Annotated in this window: 16 protein-coding genes and 1 riboswitch; of the genes, 1 reads left to right on the top strand and 15 read right to left on the bottom strand. The window is 65.7% G+C overall.

From position 1 onward, the window contains the following. Positions 1 to 15 precede the first annotated feature (15 nt). The 4 genes from cobF to F568_RS0116365 are packed head-to-tail and all read right to left on the bottom strand — an operon-like array spanning position 16 to position 3,219. Positions 16 to 834 (bottom strand): precorrin-6A synthase (deacetylating), encoded by an 819-nt coding sequence (cobF, locus tag F568_RS0116380; RefSeq protein WP_019019842.1) that lies wholly within the window; start codon positions 832 to 834, stop codon positions 16 to 18. Beyond that, positions 831 to 1,637 carry a precorrin-4 C(11)-methyltransferase gene (cobM, locus tag F568_RS0116375; protein ID WP_019019841.1) on the bottom strand — a complete coding sequence of 269 codons (807 nt, stop codon included), beginning with the start codon at positions 1,635 to 1,637 and terminating at the stop codon, positions 831 to 833. The genes cobF and cobM overlap by 4 nt, the downstream gene beginning before the upstream one ends. A gap of 2 nt (positions 1,638 to 1,639) precedes the next feature. Continuing rightward, the gene (locus tag F568_RS0116370; protein ID WP_019019840.1) at positions 1,640 to 2,011 is read right to left on the bottom strand and encodes a cobalamin biosynthesis protein; all 372 of its coding nucleotides are present in this window, start codon (positions 2,009 to 2,011) and stop codon (positions 1,640 to 1,642) included. After that, positions 2,008 to 3,219: a bifunctional cobalt-precorrin-7 (C(5))-methyltransferase/cobalt-precorrin-6B (C(15))-methyltransferase gene (locus F568_RS0116365; protein WP_019019839.1), complete on the bottom strand. Its 1,212-nt coding sequence runs from the start codon at positions 3,217 to 3,219 to the stop codon at positions 2,008 to 2,010. The genes F568_RS0116370 and F568_RS0116365 overlap by 4 nt, the downstream gene beginning before the upstream one ends. Between F568_RS0116365 and F568_RS0116360 the strand changes: the two genes are divergently transcribed. Beyond that, complete coding sequence (locus tag F568_RS0116360) at positions 3,218 to 3,976, top strand: cobalt-precorrin-6A reductase (RefSeq protein WP_019019838.1); 759 nt, start codon at positions 3,218 to 3,220, stop codon at positions 3,974 to 3,976. The genes F568_RS0116365 and F568_RS0116360 overlap by 2 nt on opposite strands. On the opposite strand, the gene cobJ is transcribed toward F568_RS0116360, so the two are convergent. From cobJ to F568_RS0116305, 11 genes are all read right to left on the bottom strand, one after another. After that, positions 3,940 to 4,722 (bottom strand): precorrin-3B C(17)-methyltransferase, encoded by a 783-nt coding sequence (gene cobJ, locus F568_RS0116355; protein WP_019019837.1) that lies wholly within the window; start codon positions 4,720 to 4,722, stop codon positions 3,940 to 3,942. The genes F568_RS0116360 and cobJ overlap by 37 nt on opposite strands. Then, entirely contained in the window at positions 4,719 to 5,444 is a 726-nt protein-coding gene (locus F568_RS0116350) for a precorrin-2 C(20)-methyltransferase (RefSeq protein WP_019019836.1), read from the bottom strand. The genes cobJ and F568_RS0116350 overlap by 4 nt, the downstream gene beginning before the upstream one ends. Next, complete coding sequence (locus F568_RS0116345) at positions 5,441 to 6,070, bottom strand: precorrin-8X methylmutase (protein ID WP_019019835.1); 630 nt, start codon at positions 6,068 to 6,070, stop codon at positions 5,441 to 5,443. The genes F568_RS0116350 and F568_RS0116345 overlap by 4 nt, the downstream gene beginning before the upstream one ends. Continuing rightward, positions 6,054 to 7,214, bottom strand: coding sequence for a ferredoxin-like domain-containing protein (locus F568_RS0116340; protein ID WP_019019834.1), 1,161 nt, complete (start codon positions 7,212 to 7,214; stop codon positions 6,054 to 6,056). Before F568_RS0116340 ends, F568_RS0116345 begins: the two co-directional genes overlap by 17 nt. Then, complete coding sequence (gene cobN / locus F568_RS0116335) at positions 7,211 to 11,050, bottom strand: cobaltochelatase subunit CobN (protein ID WP_019019833.1); 3,840 nt, start codon at positions 11,048 to 11,050, stop codon at positions 7,211 to 7,213. The genes F568_RS0116340 and cobN overlap by 4 nt, the downstream gene beginning before the upstream one ends. After that, positions 11,050 to 12,159, bottom strand: a complete 1,110-nt coding sequence (gene cobW, locus F568_RS0116330) for a cobalamin biosynthesis protein CobW (RefSeq protein WP_019019832.1) — start codon at positions 12,157 to 12,159, stop codon at positions 11,050 to 11,052. The genes cobN and cobW overlap by 1 nt, the downstream gene beginning before the upstream one ends. Beyond that, positions 12,150 to 13,565, bottom strand: a complete 1,416-nt coding sequence (locus F568_RS0116325) for a cobyrinic acid a,c-diamide synthase CobB (protein WP_019019831.1) — start codon at positions 13,563 to 13,565, stop codon at positions 12,150 to 12,152. Before F568_RS0116325 ends, cobW begins: the two co-directional genes overlap by 10 nt. Next, positions 13,562 to 15,271: an ATP-binding protein gene (locus F568_RS0116320; protein WP_026300601.1), complete on the bottom strand. Its 1,710-nt coding sequence runs from the start codon at positions 15,269 to 15,271 to the stop codon at positions 13,562 to 13,564. Before F568_RS0116320 ends, F568_RS0116325 begins: the two co-directional genes overlap by 4 nt. Then, positions 15,252 to 16,016 carry a CbtA family protein gene (locus tag F568_RS0116315; protein WP_019019829.1) on the bottom strand — a complete coding sequence of 255 codons (765 nt, stop codon included), beginning with the start codon at positions 16,014 to 16,016 and terminating at the stop codon, positions 15,252 to 15,254. Before F568_RS0116315 ends, F568_RS0116320 begins: the two co-directional genes overlap by 20 nt. 21 nt (positions 16,017 to 16,037) lie before the next feature. Next, positions 16,038 to 16,229, bottom strand: coding sequence for a CbtB domain-containing protein (locus F568_RS0116310; RefSeq protein WP_026300600.1), 192 nt, complete (start codon positions 16,227 to 16,229; stop codon positions 16,038 to 16,040). Positions 16,230 to 16,264: 35 nt separating this feature from the next. Continuing rightward, positions 16,265 to 16,481: riboswitch (cobalamin riboswitch) on the bottom strand. Between the two features lie 181 nt (positions 16,482 to 16,662). Next, a complete protein-coding gene (locus F568_RS0116305; RefSeq protein ID WP_019019827.1) occupies positions 16,663 to 16,944 on the bottom strand; it encodes a hypothetical protein in 282 nt (93 codons plus the stop codon). Between the last annotated feature and the right edge of the window lie 9 nt (positions 16,945 to 16,953).

Genomic DNA, 16,953 nt, shown 5'->3' with positions numbered 1-16,953 from the left:
TTTCTCCTGAAAACATCATTGGTATTCATTGCTCGGGGCGGCGATCCCCGTCGGTGTCCGAGCCAGCAGGTAGATGTCCATGATCCAGCCATGCCGCTCGCGCAGAGCGGCACGACGCTCGATGATCGATGGCGCCACGTCGGCCAGCCAGCCGTCGAGCAGGCTTTGCTTGTCCATGCCCAGATAGGCGCCCCACCAGATGTAGATGCCTTCCGACGGCAATGCCTCGAAGGCGCCGCCACTGTCGAGCATGACGGCGACGGTGGCCGCTTCGCCGGGCCAGCCATGCTCGCGCAGGCGCCGGCCCGTGGTGATCTGGACCGGCTCGGCGAGCGCATTGAGAGGGATCCGGTGCTCGGCGGTGAGCACCTGCAGACTAGTGATGCCCGGCACAACGTCGACCTCGACCGTCCGCTCGGCGGCGCCTTTCGTGCAGCCTTTCATGCAAGACTCGAGACGGCTGGCGATGCGCAGGCTACTGTCATACAGCGACGGGTCGCCCCAGATCAGCATGCCAACCCGCCCTCCCTGGGGCAGGTGGGTCTCCATGAGTTCCGCCCAGACGCTGGCAATCGCCTCATGCCAGGCGTCCACCGCATTCAGGTAATCGCCATGGGCATCGCGGCGTGGCAGGTCGAATTCCACGACTCGGGTCTGCTCCGGATCGTCCAGGAGGTTCCGGCACAGCAGCCGGCGCAGGTCGATCAGGTCTGATTTAGCCTCCCCCTTGCGTGGCAACAGGATGAGGTCCGCCTCATTGAGCGCCCGCACGGCGGCCAGGGTGACATGCTCGGGGTTGCCCGTGCCGATGCCGATCAACGAGAGCCGGATCATGCGTCGTCATTCCCGTGGTCGGGAGCGGTGCCGGCGAAGGGTGAGTCCGCCGACTGAGGCCGAAATCGACGATCATAGCCCACTGAATATAGGCAGCTTTCCTGAAAGCTCTCGCTTTCCAGCACCGGCCCCACCAGGATCAATGCCGTTCGCTGCATGCTGTCGTCGACTTGGGAGGCCAGGGTCGCCAAGCGCCCGCGGATTATCCGTTCATCGGGCCAGCTGGCCCGCCAGACGATGGCTGCCGGGCAATCGGCGCCGTAGAACGGTGCCAGCGTTTCCACCACCTGGGCCAGGTTATGAATGGAAAGGTGAATCGCGAGGGTGGCGCCACTTCTGGCGAAGTTGGCCAGGGTTTCACCGGACGGCATGGCGCTGGCACGCCCCGGTGTGCGGGTCAGCACGACGGATTGCGCCACCCCCGGCAATGTCAGTTCCTGTCCCAGGGTGGCGGCGGCCGCGGCGAAGGATGGCACACCCGGGGTAATGGTATAGGGAATGGCCAGTTCACGTAGCCGGCGCAACTGTTCCCCCATGGCGGACCAGACCGATAGATCTCCTGAATGCAACCGGGCCACGTCCAGGCCTGACGTATGGGCGCGACGCATCTCATCGATGATCTCATCCAAGGACAGGGGCGCTGTGTTGAGAATTCGGGCGCCCTCCGGGCAATGCTCAAGTATCTGTTCGGGCACCAGCGACCCCGCGTAGAGGCACACTGGGCAGGAGGCGATGAGATCCCGTCCCCGCAATGTCAAAAGGTCCGGTGCGCCGGGGCCGGCGCCGATGAAATGTATCGTCATGCTCAGTCTCCTCTCAGCCTTCCTCTCGCCGCCGCCACGGTGGCTCGTCGATCCGCCGAAATCAGCCGGGGGCCCAGCAATGCCGCCCCGGGGCCCGCCGACAGCAGGGCAACGGCCTCGGCGACGCTCCCCGTGCCCCGGGCTCGCAAGCTGTGCCTGGAGCAGGTGATCGTGGTGGCGGTGGGCAGGGCGTCGTCGTCCACGGTGATCACGGCGATGCCCCGCGTTCGCCCCAAGGCCTGAACCAGCGGCAACATTGTCTGTGTCGCAGCCAGCCGGTCGACGGCTCCGTAATAAGTCTCGAGCCGCTCCAGCGCCTCGTTCAGCGAGGCCAGCTGCGCTGCTTGGCGAAAGCCGAATCCCGCCACTATCAACGGGTCACCCGCCACTGCACGATGGGATAGCTGGCTTGCCAGCCCCGCCGCGTGCCGATGGGAGCGGCGGCGGCCAGTTCGAGACGCAGCAGCTCTCCGCCAGCCACCTGCTGCCAGTGGGCCAGCAGGGCCTCGGATTCAAGGGTGACCGCATTGGCCACGATGCGCACGCCCGCCGGCAGACGATGCCACAGCGCCTCCAGCAGCGCCTCCGATAGTCCACCGCCGATGAAGACCGCATCGGGCAGTGGCGCGTCACTCAACACGCCGGGGGCGTTTCCTTCCATCACCTCGAGCCAGTCGACACCCAGCAGGCGCGCGTTGCGACGCGCTCGTTGCGCACGTTCGCTATTGGATTCGAAGGCCAGGGCGCGGTTGTCCGGGTGGGCCAGCAACCACTCGATAGCGATCGAGCCCGAACCCGTGCCGATATCCCACAGCCGCTCCCCCGGGGCCGGTGCCAGGGCGGCCAGGGTCATGGCACGTACCACCTGTTTGGTGATCTGGCCATCGTGCTCGAACCATTCATCCGGCAATCCGGGCGTCAGTGGCAGGGACGGTCCGTCACCGGCGACCTCCAGCCCCACCGCGACCGGGTGGGTGATATCGTCCGGCAGGGCGGCTTCCGCCTGTACGCTGCGATACCGCTCGCCGTCTCCACCCAGCGCTTCCAGCACATGCAGCCGGGTTGTCCCGAAGCCATAGTGCACCAGCAGACCGGCCAACTCGTTCACTGGGTCGCCATTGCGCAGCAACACCAGCAGGCGCCGCCCACGGTGTAGATAGGGCCGGATGCGCGTCAGGGGTTTGGCATGCAGACCCAAACACACACAACCCTCCAATGACCAGCCCAACCGCGACGCCGCCAGGCTGAAGGTGGAGGGCGATGGCAGGGCCTGCCATTCGCCGGCCTCAAGGTGCCGCACCAGGGTGGTGCCGGCCCCGAACCAGAAGGGATCGCCGGAGACCAGCATGACGACCCGGCGGCCACGCTCGGCAAGCAACAGCGGTAGGCCATCCGCGAAGGGCACCGGCCATTCCCGTACCTCGGCGGCCAATGGCGGCAACAGACGCAGGTGGCGACGCGCGCCGAAGACCACGTCGGCGTCCTTCAGTGCGTCGCGGCTTGCCGGCGTCAGGCCCGCTGTGCCACTCTCGCCCCAGCCCAGCATCGTCAGCCAGGGAGCGTCGTCAACGTCATTCACCATGAAAATCCTGATTCTGGGAGGGACCACCGAAGCCAGCGCTTTGGCCAAGGCCTTGGCCGAACGCGAGATCCCCGCGCTGTTCAGTTATGCTGGCCGAGTGACCGCGCCTAAACCGCAACCGCTGCCCACCCGTGTCGGTGGCTTCGGGGGCGTGGAGGGCCTGGCCGCTTTCCTGGCGGAACAGCGCATCACCCACCTGGTCGACGCCACCCACCCCTTCGCCGAACAGATGAGCCGTCACGCCCTGGCGGCGGCTGAACGGTGCGGTGTGGACGTGATTGCCCTGACCCGGCCGCCCTGGACCCCGGAGGCTGGCGACCGCTGGCAGCGGGTCGCTGGTATCGCGGCGGCGGTACAAGCCTTGTCCGGCCCGCCGCAGCGCGTGCTGCTGGCGATCGGACGCATGCATCTGGCCGCCTTCGCGGCGCGTCCCCAGCACCATTACTTGCTGCGGCTGGTCGACCGGCCAGAGGCCCCGCCGCCCTTGCCACATCATCACGTGATCATCGACCGGGGCCCCTTTACGCGGGAGGGCGATCTGGCCCTGCTCCGGGAGCATGGCATCGAGCGTATCGTGTGCAAGAACGCCGGCGGCGCAGGCGCGGTGTCCAAGCTCGCCGCGGCCCGCCACCTGGGCCTGCCGGTGACGATGATCGAAAGGCCGGCGCTGCCACTCCGCCGGGAGGCACATTCCACCGAGGCGATCCTGGCGTGGCTCACTCATGACTCCGACCCTGGCGCCGACCTCGGGGTATAGACCCACGGTACCCCTTCGCGCGCAATATGCCGCGTCAGGCTGGAGCCCACCAGCACCAGGGTGCGCATGTCGGCCATCTCCGGCTCGGCGTCGCCCAGGGTCGTGACCCGCACGGCTTCCTCCGGGGTGGAGACGGCCCGTGCGAACATGATCAGGCGCTCCGGTCCACAGGCCTCCCGCAGCACCTGCAGAGCACGGACGAATCCCTCCGGTCGCGCCTTGGAGCGGGGGTTGTAGAAGGCCATGGCAAAGTCAGCTTCCGCGGCCAGCCGTAGGCGTTTCTCGATCAGGGCCCAGGGCTTGAGGTTATCCGACAGGTTGATACAGCAGAAATCATGCCCCAGTGGCGCCCCCAGGCGGGCGCTGGCGGCCAGCATGGCCGAAATGCCCGGCAGTACCTGGATGTCCAGTGCACGCCACGCCGGCTCTCCCGCTTCCAGCGCCTCGAAGACGGCGGCAGACATGGCGAACACGCCAGGGTCCCCCGACGAGACGATCACCACCCGGTGGCCACCGGCGACCATGCGCAGCGCCTGTTCCGCCCGCCGGATTTCCTCGCGGTTGTCCGAGCCGTGGCGCGTTAATCCCGGCCGCGGCGGGACCCGCTCGACATAGGGGGCATAGCCCACCACATCGGTGGCCTCGGCCAGTGCGGCGGTGACCTCGGGGGTAATCATCGCTTCCGCGCCCGGGCCGAGGCCAACAATTTTCAGCCAGCCATCCTTTTCCCACTCATGAGTTCTCATGGCCGTCTCCCGTTACCATGGATTACCAGGATGGAAAAGTAAGGGGCGCTATCGCCGGCTTCGCTGAAGGGCAGGACCCGTTCCTGCGGCATGGCGGCGTATTCGATCAGCCAGGATTCCTTCTCCCTGCCGGCCCGCGTCAGCGCCCGCCTGACCTTGTCCAGGTTGCGGCCGATCTTCATCACCACCAGGGCATCGGTCTTCATCATGTGCTCGGCCAGCGTTTCTTCCGGCAGTGTGCCCATCAGCACGGTCATGATGTCATCACCCCAGGTCACCGGTTGGCCAGTGGCGGTCCAGGCGGCAGACATGCCCGTGATGCCGGGCACAACCGAGACGGGCACTCGGCCCTTCAGGCGCGTATACAGGTGCATGAAGGAGCCGTAGAAAAACGGGTCGCCTTCGCACAGCACCACCACATCGCCTCCGGCGTCGATGATCTCGGTCAGGCGTGCCACGCTTGCCGCATAGAAGTCCGCCAGCAACGCGTTATAGCGGGGGTCGTCGAACGGGATCTCGGTAGTAACCGGGTATTCCATCGGCAATTCAACGGCATCAGGCGCCACCATGCCTTCAACGATGCTGCGGGCATGGCCGGTTCGGCCTTTCTTGCGGAAATAGGCGATATGAGACGCCTGACGGATCAGCCGATCCGCGCGCACGCTCATCAGATCCTGGCTGCCCGGCCCGAGGCCGACCCCGTAAATGGTTCCCTGGCTCATTCCGTACGATCCGCCATGGCGTTGATGGCGGCCACCGTCACCGCGCTGCCACCGAGCCGCCCCTGGACGATGCAGCAGGGCACCGAGGCGCTCTCCCACAGTGCCTGCTTGGATTCGGCCGCCCCCACGAATCCCACCGGACAGCCGACGATGGCCGCCGGGCGGGGGCAATCGAACTCTTCCAGCATGTTCAGCAGGTGGAACAGCGCGGTCGGGGCATTGCCGATCGCCACCACCGCGCCGTCCAGGTAAGGGCGCCAGAGTTCCACGGCCGCCGCCGAGCGGGTATTGGCCATGTCCTGGGCCAGGCCGGGAACCCGCTCATCGTGCAGGGTGCAGATGACGGCATTGTCCGCCGGCAGGCGCTTGCGGGTGATACCTTCGGAAACCATGCGGGCATCGCACAGAATCGGCGCCCCTTGCTCCAGCGCCTCCCGCGCCCGGTTTACCGCATCGCCGCGGAACTGAATGTGTGACGCAAGTTCTACCAGGCCGGCGGCATGGATCATGCGTACGGCCACCGGCTCTTCCTCTTCCGAGAAGCGCTCTAGCTCGGCCTCGCGCCGGATGATGGAAAAGGACTCCCGGTAGATGGCCGGGCCGTCCGTTTCATAGACGTGAGGCATTCAGGTTCTCCAGATAATCTTCGAGTTCAGTTTCGGTGAGGCCAGTTGCTATCGGTGTATCATCGGCACGACCGCCGAGGATCAAGTCGAAGCGGCCTGCCCGTCCCGTCAGACACAGTTCGGCCGGCTTTTGATAGGCACACCCCTTGGCACAGCCGGACACATGCACGCTGCCCTCGACCCGGCCTGCCAGCCGTTCGGCCAGACCCAGCGTCTCGACACTGGCCTGATCGCAGTAAGGGGCGCCCGGACACGCCTGCATGGAAAGGCGCGCATCGCTTTCATCGTTCAGCAGACCCTCGATCGATGCCGCAGCTGCCTGCCCAACGTTCTCCAATAGCAGGCGCCGCCATGGCGTTACCCGCACGGCGGTCGCCATGGTCGATTCGAACGCGGCACGTAACACCGACGCTGTGGTCCGTCCAAATGGAAGGCCGAATACCGCCCCCTGCGGATGCGTCCCCAGCGTCAGCCTGTCGTCGGCTTGGGCGGGCGGCATCAGGGCAGGAGCCCAACCCGGCATCGGTGCTCTGTGTCGACGCATTCGCCCGGATTCCCGCCCACCGCTCTCGATGAACCAGTGTGCAAGCCGCACCAGATGCTCGACGCCGGCAGCGACCGAGTCCACAGGGGTGCCCAGCGCTCGCCCATCGGCCCGAACGAGCAGGGCGCCCGAGGCCGACTGCTCGAGGCGGAAGTCCGCAGAGGCTTCGCCCAGGACCGGCAGGGGACCGGCGTCAAGGACGATGCCCATCTTGGCTGGCAGTGGAGGCATCTCAGCGAGGCGGGCCAGCAGCAGGTGGGCCGCCTCATGTGTCGCGTCGCCCACGTGCCAGTCCGGTGCCAGCAACAGCTGAGGCTGGCGCTCGACCTCCGGGTCTGGGTCTACCAGCGCTTGTTCGACAAGGAAGGCCATTAGCTCAGGCCAGCCGGCCTCGGACACGCCGCGCAACTGCAGGTTGGCGCGGCTGGTGAGTTCGATCAGACCGCTACCGAAGGCCTCGGAGGCGTCACACAGCGCCAGCAACTGGGCCCGCGAGAGCCGCCCCAGGGGGGGGCGCACACGTACCAGCAGGCCATCGCCGGTCGCCATGGGTCGCCATGCCCCGGGACACCAGCCCTTGATGCGAGCTTCAGACGTCATGCCCCGGTCTCCCTGGCCTCGTCGATCTCAAGAAGCAGATCCTGCAGGGCCGCTCCCTGTTCACCAGGGTCCTGCCACATCCCCCGCTGGACGGCTTCCAGCAGCCGCTCGGCCATCTCCTCCAGCGCCGCCGGGTTATGCTCGCGCAGGAAGCGCTGGTTGGCCTCATCCAGCACCAGGGCGTCGGTCACCTGGGCATACTGATAGTCGGCTACCAGGTCGGTGGTGGCATCGTAGGCGAACAGGTAGTCCACCGTGGCGGCCATCTCGAAGGCGCCCTTGTAACCGTGCTCACGCATGGCCTCGATCCATTTGGGATTGAGCACCCGGGAGCGAATCACGCGGGACAGTTCTTCCTTAAGGGTACGAATCCGCGGATGCGCCGGGTTGGCATGATCGGCGTGGTAGATGGTCGGCGCCTGTCCACCCAGGGAGCGGCTGGCATTGGCCATGCCGCCCTGGAATTCGTAGTAGTTGTTCGAATCGAGAATGTCATGCTCGCGGTTGTCCTGGTTCTGCATAACCGCATCCAGGCCCTTGATCTGTCGTTCAAAGGCCCTGCGTGCAGCGACCCCGGATTCCGGGAATTGGCCGTAAGCATACGCGCCGGCACCGAGATAAGCCTCCGCCAGGTCGTCCGCGGTCTCCCAGGTGCGGTTATCGATGAGCCGGTTCAGGCCGGTACCGTATTCGCCGGGCTTGCTGCCGAAGATCCGGTAGCTGGCTTCCCGGGCAGCGGCATCGGGCGATAATCCCTGACGTTCGAGTTCCTGCCGGCGCTCCATGATTGCGGCGCGAATGGTATTGCCGTTGCCGGGCTCTTCATACTCGGCGACTGCCTGCACTGCGGCATCGAACAGGCGAATGACATTGGGAAACGCATCACGGAAGAAGCCGGACATCCGCAGGGTGACATCCACACGGGGACGCCCCAGCAGCATGGCGGGAATCACCTCGATGTCGATGACCCGTTGCGAGCCGAGCGACCAGACCGGCCGTACGCCCATCAGGGCAAAGGCCTGGGCGATGTCATCGCCGCCGGTGCGCATGGTCGCGGTACCCCAGATTGACAGCCCCAGCTGGCGCGGATAGTCACCGTTATCCTGCAGATAACGCTCCACGAACGCCTGCGCCGATTTTTCGCCCAGAGACCAGGCGGCGGGTGACGGAATCGAGCGATTGTCCACGCTGAAGAAATTGCGCCCGGTGGGCAGGGTGTCCAGCCGCCCACGGCTGGGAGCACCGCTCGGTCCGGGGGGGACGAATTCGCCGCTGAGCCCGTCCAGCAGCGACTGTATCTCCATCTCGGCCCCCCGCTGCATGGCGACCCATAGCCGGTCGCGGGCATAGCGGCACTGTTCCGCGGTGGCCGGATAGTCACGCGCCAATCCGTCCAGGCAGCCCGGCGCCAGAACGTAGTCGGTTACCAGTCGATGGGCGAGCAGTTCCAGTCGCTCACGGGTATCGGCGGCGGTGCGCCAGGCGGACGAATCCATCCCGGTCAGAGCCGGCGGCCTCGGGCCGACCCAAGGCTCGGCGCCAGCCATGAGAGGATCGAAGTGCCTGCCGCCGTTCTGCAATCCCAGGTCGTCCGCCAGGTTGTGCAACAGGCCGCGATGGGCCGGCGTCTCTCCACGGGGCAGCCTCAGGATGGCGACCAGGGTTCCTGCCAGCTTGTCCTGCGGCGGCAAGGTGCCCAGCACGTGCAGGCCATGGCGGATCTGAGCTTCCTTGATATCGCACAGGTACGTGTCCAGTTCGTTGAGCAGCAGCTCGTCATCCGCGCTGTTCACTGCCTGGACGAGCTCCTGGTCGATACCGGTGCGGTGCAGGTGCTCCAGGATCTGTTCGCGCAACAACGCCTCACGCCGCGGATCCATGCCCAGGGCCTGGTAATACTCGTCGGTCAGGGCTTCCAGTTCCGCCATGGCGCCGTAGAGCTCGGCCCGGGCCAGCGGCGGCATCAGATGGTCGATGATGACGGCCTGGCTGCGGCGCTTGGCCTGGGCGCCTTCGCCCGGGTCATTGACGATGAAGGGATAGAAATGCGGCAGCGGGCCCAGGACGATATCCGGCCAGCAATTGGCGCTCAGTGCCGTACTCTTGCCTGGCAGCCATTCCAGATTGCCGTGTTTGCCGACGTGAACCACTGCATCCACCTGATAGTGATCACGCAGCCAGAGATAGAACGCCAGGTAGCTATGGGGCGGTACCAGCTCCATATCGTGGTAGGTCTGCGTCGGGTCGTCGCTGTAATCCCGCTCCGGCTGTATCCCGACGAAGGTTTCTCCCAGGCGGATACCGGCAATCATCAACCGGCCCTGGCGGCATTTGGGATCGTCCGACGGCGCACCCCAGCGCTTCCATACGGCCTCCCTCAGGGGCGCCGGCAGGGCCTGGAATCCGGCCATGTACTCATCGAGTCCGATACTCTGCCAGCAGAGGCGTTGGTCCAGAGCATGGCGGTCATTGGTGATGGCGCCCTGCAACAGCTGTATCAGAGCATCCCCGTCGTCCGGAACGTCGCTCACCGGATAACCCGCCGAGGCCAGCGCCCGCAGGATCCGCACCGTCGATGCCGGCGTATCCAGGCCAACGCCGTTGCCGATGCGGCCATCGCGATTGGGATAATTGGCCAGCACCAGGGCCAGCCGCTTGGCGGCATTGGGCGCCTGACGTAAACGACAGAACCGCCGCGCCAGCCTGGCGACGAAGGCGGCGCGCTCTGGATGCAGGGCGTGGCGGGTCACCGATAGCTGGCACCGCTCACTGTAGTGCGCTTCCGCCTTGAATCCCACCGCCCGCGTAATGATGCGTCCATCCATCTCTGGCAACACCACCTGCATGGCCATATCACGGCTATGCAGGCCGGCTGCCATGGCCTGCCAATCATCCTCGGTGCTGCTCGCCAGGATTGCCTGCAGCACCACCGGTCGCCCGACGAAGAGACCATGGGAAATCTCATCGCCCAGGGCGTCCATGTCGTCCGGGTTGCGGTTGACGGAAAAACCGGTGGTGTTGACCACCAGCATGGCACCCGTCTGCTCGATCAAATGATTGACGAAGGCGACGCAGGACGCCTCCTTCAGCGACGTCACGGCTACCGCCAGCGGCTCAAGCCCTTGGGCCCTCAACACTTCGATCAAACCATCCAATACGGCGGTATTGGCCCCTTGCAGATGACTGCGGTAGAACAGCAGCAGACATACCGGGCGCCCGGGAACCTGGCGCGCACGCCATTCGCTCAGGGTCGCTTCCTGTCGGCCTGTCGTCTGCGGCGCGTAGAGCAGCGCCGCGGGAATCGCTCTGGGTTCCTGCCAGCCCAGCGGCACGCCTATACACTCGGCGGCGACAAAGCGCAGCAACTGCTCGGCATTGTCGACGCCGCCCTCTCTCAGGTAGCGCCAGACCCGCTGGGCCGACTCGAAAGGCACGCTGGATTCGCCCAGCAAGGCGTCGTCCGGCTCGTCACTGCCCGGTACCAGTATCAGTTGGCGCCCCTGGCCGGCGACGGCCCAGGACAATAGACGCTCGTGACCGTAGCGCCAGTAGGCGCTGCCGCCCATCAACGAGACAATCACCAGGCGCGCCTCTTCCAGCACACGATCCTCGTAGAGGTCGTAAGCGGCGGGCTTGGCCAGGTTCATCCAGTTCGCGAGTCGTACCGTCGGGTAATCATTCCCGGTCGACGCGGCCAGCCGGTCAACTGCCTGCGCCAGCGCCGATAGGCTGCTGTCGGCCGCCGACAGGATGACGATCTCGGCAGGGCTCTGCTGCAGATCGACGATGCCTTCATCGTCGACGAAGCCCCCAGGCTTGGCGGCAAAAAGGTGCATCAGGGCGTCGTCGCTATCTCGGCGCTCGCCAAGGCCTGGTGCAGCGCATCGCGATCCAGCGCCTTGCCGATGATGACGAGCTGGGTGTGGCGCGGCTCGTCCTGGCCCCATAGCCGATCGAAGTAGCCGTCCAGCCGCTCGCCCACGGCCTGGACTACCCGGCGCATGGGCTTGCCGGGAATGGCCGCGAAGCCCTTGGCCCGATAGATCTCATGGGTTTTCAGCAGCTGCTGGAGCCGTTCTGCCAGGATGTCGGCATCGACTTCCCCCAGGCGGATCACGCAGGAATCGAAATGATCGTGCGCGTGGTCGTGATGCGCCCCCTCGGCATGGTGGCGATCGTGATGGTTCACGATGCGGTCGATGTTTTCCTCGCTTGCCGCCCCGATGCCCATCAGGGCTTCCAACTGAGCCGTATCCGTGGCGAGAGTCTGGTCGATGAACAGGGTCTTGACCGATTCGGGGACGCGCGCCTGGATCAGGGCCTCGACCCGTGCCTTGTCGTCTGGCGTGAGCAGGTCGGTCTTGCTGACCAGCACCAGATCGGCCGCGCTCAGCTGGTCGTCCAGCAATTCGCGCAGGCTGGGATCGTGGTCCAGGCTTTCGTCGGCCCGGCGCTGGGCCTCTACCTGGTCGACATCGCTGGCGTAACGGCCAGCGGCGACGGCCGGCCCGTCGACCACGGTGATAATGGCATCGACGGTGCAATGCTGGCGTACTTCCGGCCAGTTGAAGGCCTGAACCAGTGGCTTGGGCAGGGCCAGACCGCTGGTCTCGATCAGGATGTGGTCGATGTCGTCGCGGCGGGCCACCAGCTTTTTCATCACCGGCAGGAATTCCTCTTCCACCGTGCAGCAGATGCAGCCATTCGCCAGCTCGTAGATACCGCTGTCCTCGCCTTCCAGGGGGCGCTCGTTCCCGTCGCCTTCTTCACAGCCCAGGGCGCAGCCGCGCAACAGGCTGGAATCGATATCCTGCTCACCGAATTCGTTGACGATGACGGCGATGCGCTTGCCGGTGACCTGGCGCAGGATGCTGGCCAGCAGCGTGGTCTTGCCGCTGCCCAGAAAGCCGGTCACCACCGTGGCGGGGATCTTGTTCAGTTGCATCCGTTGGATTCCTCAGTCTCGATGGTCTGCCCCGTGGCCGGGCCGAACAGGCGGGCCACAGCGGCGGGGTTGTCAGGGAAGAACAGGTGCAGGTAGGACGCAGTCAGGCGTCGATCGCGATAGATGGCCTCGCCCGGCGCGGGATGGCGCTGGCGCCGCCCGTTAGCGATGGGCGTGGGGGTGTCCGCCGCCACCGAGCGGTGATGGGCATGGCCCCGAATCTCGCCCTCCGGCAGAGCGGCGGTCTGCATCCCCTGACAGCCTCGTCGCCCCCGCATGGCGCCATGACCGGGCAACAGGCCCAGCATGGTGTGGGTGCGGCCGTCGTAGTCCGTGAGGGTATCCAGGGCATAGAGCATGCCGCCGCACTCGGCGAGGATGGGCTTGTCGGCAGCAAAGAAGCGGCGGATGTCGTCCCGCATGGCGGTATTGTTCGCCAATTGTGCGGCATGAAGCTCGGGGTAACCGCCGGGAAGCCAGATAGCATCGCAAGGTGGCAGGCCTTCATCGCTCAGCGGCGAGAAGAAGCGCAGTGTCGCTCCCATGCGCTCCAACAGGTCGAGGTTGGCCTGGTAGATGAAGCTGAACGCGGCATCCCGCGCCACGCCGATAATATGGTCGTGAAGCGAAGGCAGGGACTCTGTCGCTCCCGCCTGCGGCGGCGCAAACGTGACCGGCGGCAGCTGCAGCAGGGCCTCCGCCAGCCCCTCGGCCAACAGGGCCTGGGCGCCGGCTTCGAAACGGGTCTCCAGGTCCTCGCGTATCTCCTCGGCCTGAACCAGCCCCAGGTGGCGTTCCGGCAGGGCCAGATTGGCATCGCGCGCTACCGCCGCCAGCAGAGGGATGGAGGCTGGCAGCGCCGCTTCGATCAGCTCCCGGTGACGCTGTGAGCCACAGGCGTTGGCGATCAGCCCGGCAATACGGATATCATCACGGAAGCCTGCCAGGCCGGCCACCAGCGCCGCTGCGGTCTGGGCCATCCCTTTCACGTCCATGACGATGACCATCGGCAAGTCGAACAGGGCGGCGAGGTCGGCGCTGGACGGTTCGCCATCGAACAGGCCCATGGCGCCTTCCACCAGGATGAGATCCGCCTCGAGCGCGGCTTCGTACAGGCGTTGGCGGCAGTAGGCTTCGCCGGCCATCCACAGATCGAGCTGATCGACTGGCTGGCCCGAGGCTTGCGCCAGTACCAGCGGATCCAGGTAATCCGGGCCGGTCTTGAAGACTCGCACCACCTTGCCTTGGTTGCGCAGCATTCGTGCTAGCGCCGCGGTCACCGTGGTCTTGCCTTGCCCCGATGCCGGTGCGGCAATGAATACTGCGGGGCAGGCCGCAGCCAGCGATTCGCGGGCTGGCGCTATGCCGAGACGGCCTTTGCCTCGGATCTCGACGCTCTCGGTCATAGGGCCTCCAGGCGGGGCAGTGGCCGATAGCATGCACCCAGCTGCTCGGCGAGTTGGCGTCCTCGGCCTCGCTTGATGGCAGACTGCTCGGTATCGACCACGACGCAATCGCCGAGTGACGGTAGGCCGGTCAGGGGTTGCCGGGTGCGGCCGTCGGTGATGAGGTAGGTGCGGATGTGCAGGCCGGCGTCCTGTCGTCGCCACTGGCGGAGCAGGCGCGCCGCCCGCAGGATGGCTTCGCGGATCGGCGTCCCACCGCCACCTGGCGTGGCGTTGAGCTGCTCGAGCGCATCCTTGGGCGCGCGTCGCCGTGGCAGGATGAAGTTGACGCTATCATTGCCGAAACCCAGAACCGCGATCTGCTCCCGGGCGGCGTAGGCCTGGCACACCAGCCGATCGACCAGCCCCTTGGCCCGGCCCAGCAGGCGTTGACCCAGGGTGGAGGCGGACGTATCCAGCAGGATGAGATGCAGTACCGGCTGCCCGGTGCGGGCCCGGCGATAGCGCAGGCGTCGCCAGGGCCACTGTCCGCGATTGTCGATCAGGGTGGCGAACCAGTCCGGCTGTCTGCCTTCGCCATGGGCCCGGCGCTGGCCCGACTGGTATCCCCGGCGCTTTCCCGAGAGCGGCGTCGATGAGGCGGATGCCGCGCTAGGTCCCGGAGTGATCTCGGGGAAGTCCGGGGCCGGCACACTGACGCTTTGCTGGGATATTGGCGGCATGGCACCCCATTGCCCTTGCGAGGTCTCGGCATGACCGGGCGACGCGATCTCATCGCCGCCGGTCTCCCCTTGCCCAGAGGGCGGGGGAGGCGGCGTGCCGGACGTAGAAGGGGGCGTCGTACGGCGATGGGCCAGGACCCAAGGCTCAACGGTATCCAGATCCTGCTGGCCCACCACCGTTACACCCCGCCAAGCGGCATGGGCCTGCGCCGCCCGATGCCAAGTCACATCCGCGCGCAGGCCTTCGACGCCTGCAGCCTCGCAGCGCGCCGCGATATGCTCGTAGACCCAGGACTCGGCGGTAGTTTCGGCCAACATTCGCTGTGCTTGACGGATGCGCTGGGTCAGCGCTGCCTGGTCGGCCTGATGCCGGGCGACAAAAGCCTGCGGGTCACGGTCGAAGGCTTCTCGCTGCCGCACGATGGCCACCCGCTCCTGCACATTCGCCACAGCTTTCTGCTCGAGGCATAGCCCGAAGCGGTCGAGCAGCTGAGGCCGCAACTCTCCCTCGTCCGGGTTCATGGTGCCGATCAGGCTAAAGCGAGCCGGATGCGAATGGCTGATGCCGTCACGCTCGACAATATTGACGCCGCTCGCCGCCACATCGAGCAGCAGATCCACCAGGGGGTCCGGCAGCAGATTGACCTCGTCGACATACAGCACGCCGTTGTCGGCCTTGGCCAGCAGACCCTCGTGAAACCTCGCCTCGCGCTCGGAAAGCACTCGTTGCAGGTCCAGGCTGCCGGTCAGGCGCTCCTCGCTGGCACCCAGCGGTAGAGTGACGAACGGCGGCCGCCGGCCACCGGCGTCATCGGGCAGAATCGCTGCCAACGCCCGCGCCAAGGTGGACTTTGCGCTGCCCTTGGGGCCGCTGATCAAGACGCCACCGACACCAGGATTGATGACGTTGAGCAGCAAGGCGGTCTTGAGTGCTTCCTGGCCGACGACGGCGACGAAGGGAAACTCAGTCACGGGCTTCCTCATGGCCTTGCGCTATACCGGTAAGGCGCTGCAGGGCGATGACGGACAGCAACCCGGCCAGTAGCCAGAATGCCAGGTTGGTGAGGCCGGATGCCCAGATAAACGAATGGTGCAGCTCGGTCAGCGCCGCTACGGCTTGGGGGTCCGGATGCGAGAACAGCGGCCCTTCATGGGCAGGCACCCACGCATAGGGCGCCAATAGCAGGAGCCCCCCGAGCCCGCGCTGCCAACCACGTGCCAGGATCAACAGCCCCAGACCGGCCGCGGCCAGGATGACGGTGGCAAGCCACCACAGCTGCCGTGACTCGAGAGCCGTAGCTGCAGCCCCGGGAATTTCGGGCGGCAGGCCAAGAGACGGCGCCACGAACACTACGAGATAGCACAGCCCTCCCATCATCAGGCCGCGCCCTGCCGTCATCATCAGCCGACCACGCTCGTGTAGCTGGTTCATGACCACCAGAAGGATGGCGGCAAAGCCGATCCCGGCGAGTATGTTGGACACGGCCGTGTAGAACAGACGCTCGGTACCATCGGCTGGCGCCCAGGCCGTCTCGTCATGATGATGACCTGCCTGGCCAGCATGTCCATGATCGTGATGGGCTCCGGCTACCGCTTGAGGGCCGTGGCTGACTTCATACTGTTCGGCGGCGAGCAGGATCGGGGTGACACCAACGGCTTGCATGGCCGTCATGGCCAGTCCCAGGACAATGCCTATAAGACAGGCGCTCAATACCAGCGCACGGAACATTGGCTTTTCTCCTCAAATGCCTCAGTGGCAGGGAAACACGAGGGAATGCCGGGTATCGTGGGCCGCGTTGTGCGCTGCGTTCATCGGCAGGAAGCCGACGGCATAGAGGATGAGCGCTCCGAAGAGCACTACGGCTCCTTGCTGATAGGCAGACGCGATACGGGAGCCGGAACGGGAAATCCGGCTGGAGGAAGATACGGGAGTCGCAGACATTTTGGATCCTTTCGGTGCCCACCGCACCGTTATGGGATGGTACGTTATGACAGGCCGGTCTCCGGGCTCGAAGAGGATGCATTCCGCAGAACACGCCGTTGCCTGTGCCTTCCCGGCAGATGCCAGTGGTCTTCGCAGGCAGCTCTTTCATTACCGTTGCGGGGGCAGCGATGGGATTGGCCGCAGGCCGCACCATACTTCCCGATTATCCCCTTGCAGCACATCAGGGGCACCTGTCTTCGAATGGGCCATCCTAAGTCAACTGCCGCAACGAGCGCAATCGGTGGGCGCGGTCTGGCCTGTCACCTCTTCGGCATGAAGATCCCTCGAGCTTCCATCCTCGCTGGGTCTGCTCGGCGCGCTCTCGGTCAGCGGGGACTGGGCCAACGGAGAAGCGAAGCTGTCGAAGTGATCAAAAGTCATAAAAATGAATTCATTTCTCTCGGCCCTGACTCTGCTTTTCCTCCCTGGCCCTGCGCATCTGCTCGTCGAGGTTGAGCTGGTTACGGTTATAGGGACGGATCATCACGACGCGCTCCTCGTCAACGATGCACAGGCGGGGTTTGATGGGAAGCTGCAAAAGACGCTGCATTTCCTGCTCCTCTTCCATCAGGTGCAGCAGGTTGTCGTACAGGCGCTTGCGTACCCAAGGCGGCATATCCTGTGGCTTGCGGTGCAGGCGCACATGGCTGAACAGTCCCTCCAGCAGCTTCATTCGGACTCC

Source organism: Modicisalibacter luteus DSM 23508, assembly GCF_000378505.1.
In the GTDB taxonomy this organism is placed as follows: domain Bacteria; phylum Pseudomonadota; class Gammaproteobacteria; order Pseudomonadales; family Halomonadaceae; genus Modicisalibacter; species Modicisalibacter luteus.
This window is presented reverse-complemented; position numbering and strand designations above follow the sequence as displayed.

Coding starts and splice junctions, on each gene's coding strand:
- cobF (WP_019019842.1), bottom strand. CDS start 834: ATGATCCGGCTCTCGTTGATCGGCATCGGCACGGGCAACCCCGAGCAT.
- cobM (WP_019019841.1), bottom strand. CDS start 1,637: ATGACGATACATTTCATCGGCGCCGGCCCCGGCGCACCGGACCTTTTG.
- F568_RS0116360 (WP_019019838.1), top strand. CDS start 3,218: ATGAAAATCCTGATTCTGGGAGGGACCACCGAAGCCAGCGCTTTGGCC.
- F568_RS0116365 (WP_019019839.1), bottom strand. CDS start 3,219: ATGGTGAATGACGTTGACGACGCTCCCTGGCTGACGATGCTGGGCTGG.
- cobJ (WP_019019837.1), bottom strand. CDS start 4,722: ATGAGAACTCATGAGTGGGAAAAGGATGGCTGGCTGAAAATTGTTGGC.
- F568_RS0116350 (WP_019019836.1), bottom strand. CDS start 5,444: ATGAGCCAGGGAACCATTTACGGGGTCGGCCTCGGGCCGGGCAGCCAG.
- F568_RS0116345 (WP_019019835.1), bottom strand. CDS start 6,070: ATGCCTCACGTCTATGAAACGGACGGCCCGGCCATCTACCGGGAGTCC.
- F568_RS0116340 (WP_019019834.1), bottom strand. CDS start 7,214: ATGACGTCTGAAGCTCGCATCAAGGGCTGGTGTCCCGGGGCATGGCGA.
- cobN (WP_019019833.1), bottom strand. CDS start 11,050: ATGCACCTTTTTGCCGCCAAGCCTGGGGGCTTCGTCGACGATGAAGGC.
- cobW (WP_019019832.1), bottom strand. CDS start 12,159: ATGCAACTGAACAAGATCCCCGCCACGGTGGTGACCGGCTTTCTGGGC.
- F568_RS0116325 (WP_019019831.1), bottom strand. CDS start 13,565: ATGACCGAGAGCGTCGAGATCCGAGGCAAAGGCCGTCTCGGCATAGCG.
- F568_RS0116320 (WP_026300601.1), bottom strand. CDS start 15,271: ATGAGGAAGCCCGTGACTGAGTTTCCCTTCGTCGCCGTCGTCGGCCAG.
- F568_RS0116315 (WP_019019829.1), bottom strand. CDS start 16,016: ATGTTCCGTGCGCTGGTATTGAGCGCCTGTCTTATAGGCATTGTCCTG.
- F568_RS0116310 (WP_026300600.1), bottom strand. CDS start 16,229: ATGTCTGCGACTCCCGTATCTTCCTCCAGCCGGATTTCCCGTTCCGGC.
- F568_RS0116305 (WP_019019827.1), bottom strand. CDS start 16,944: ATGAAGCTGCTGGAGGGACTGTTCAGCCATGTGCGCCTGCACCGCAAG.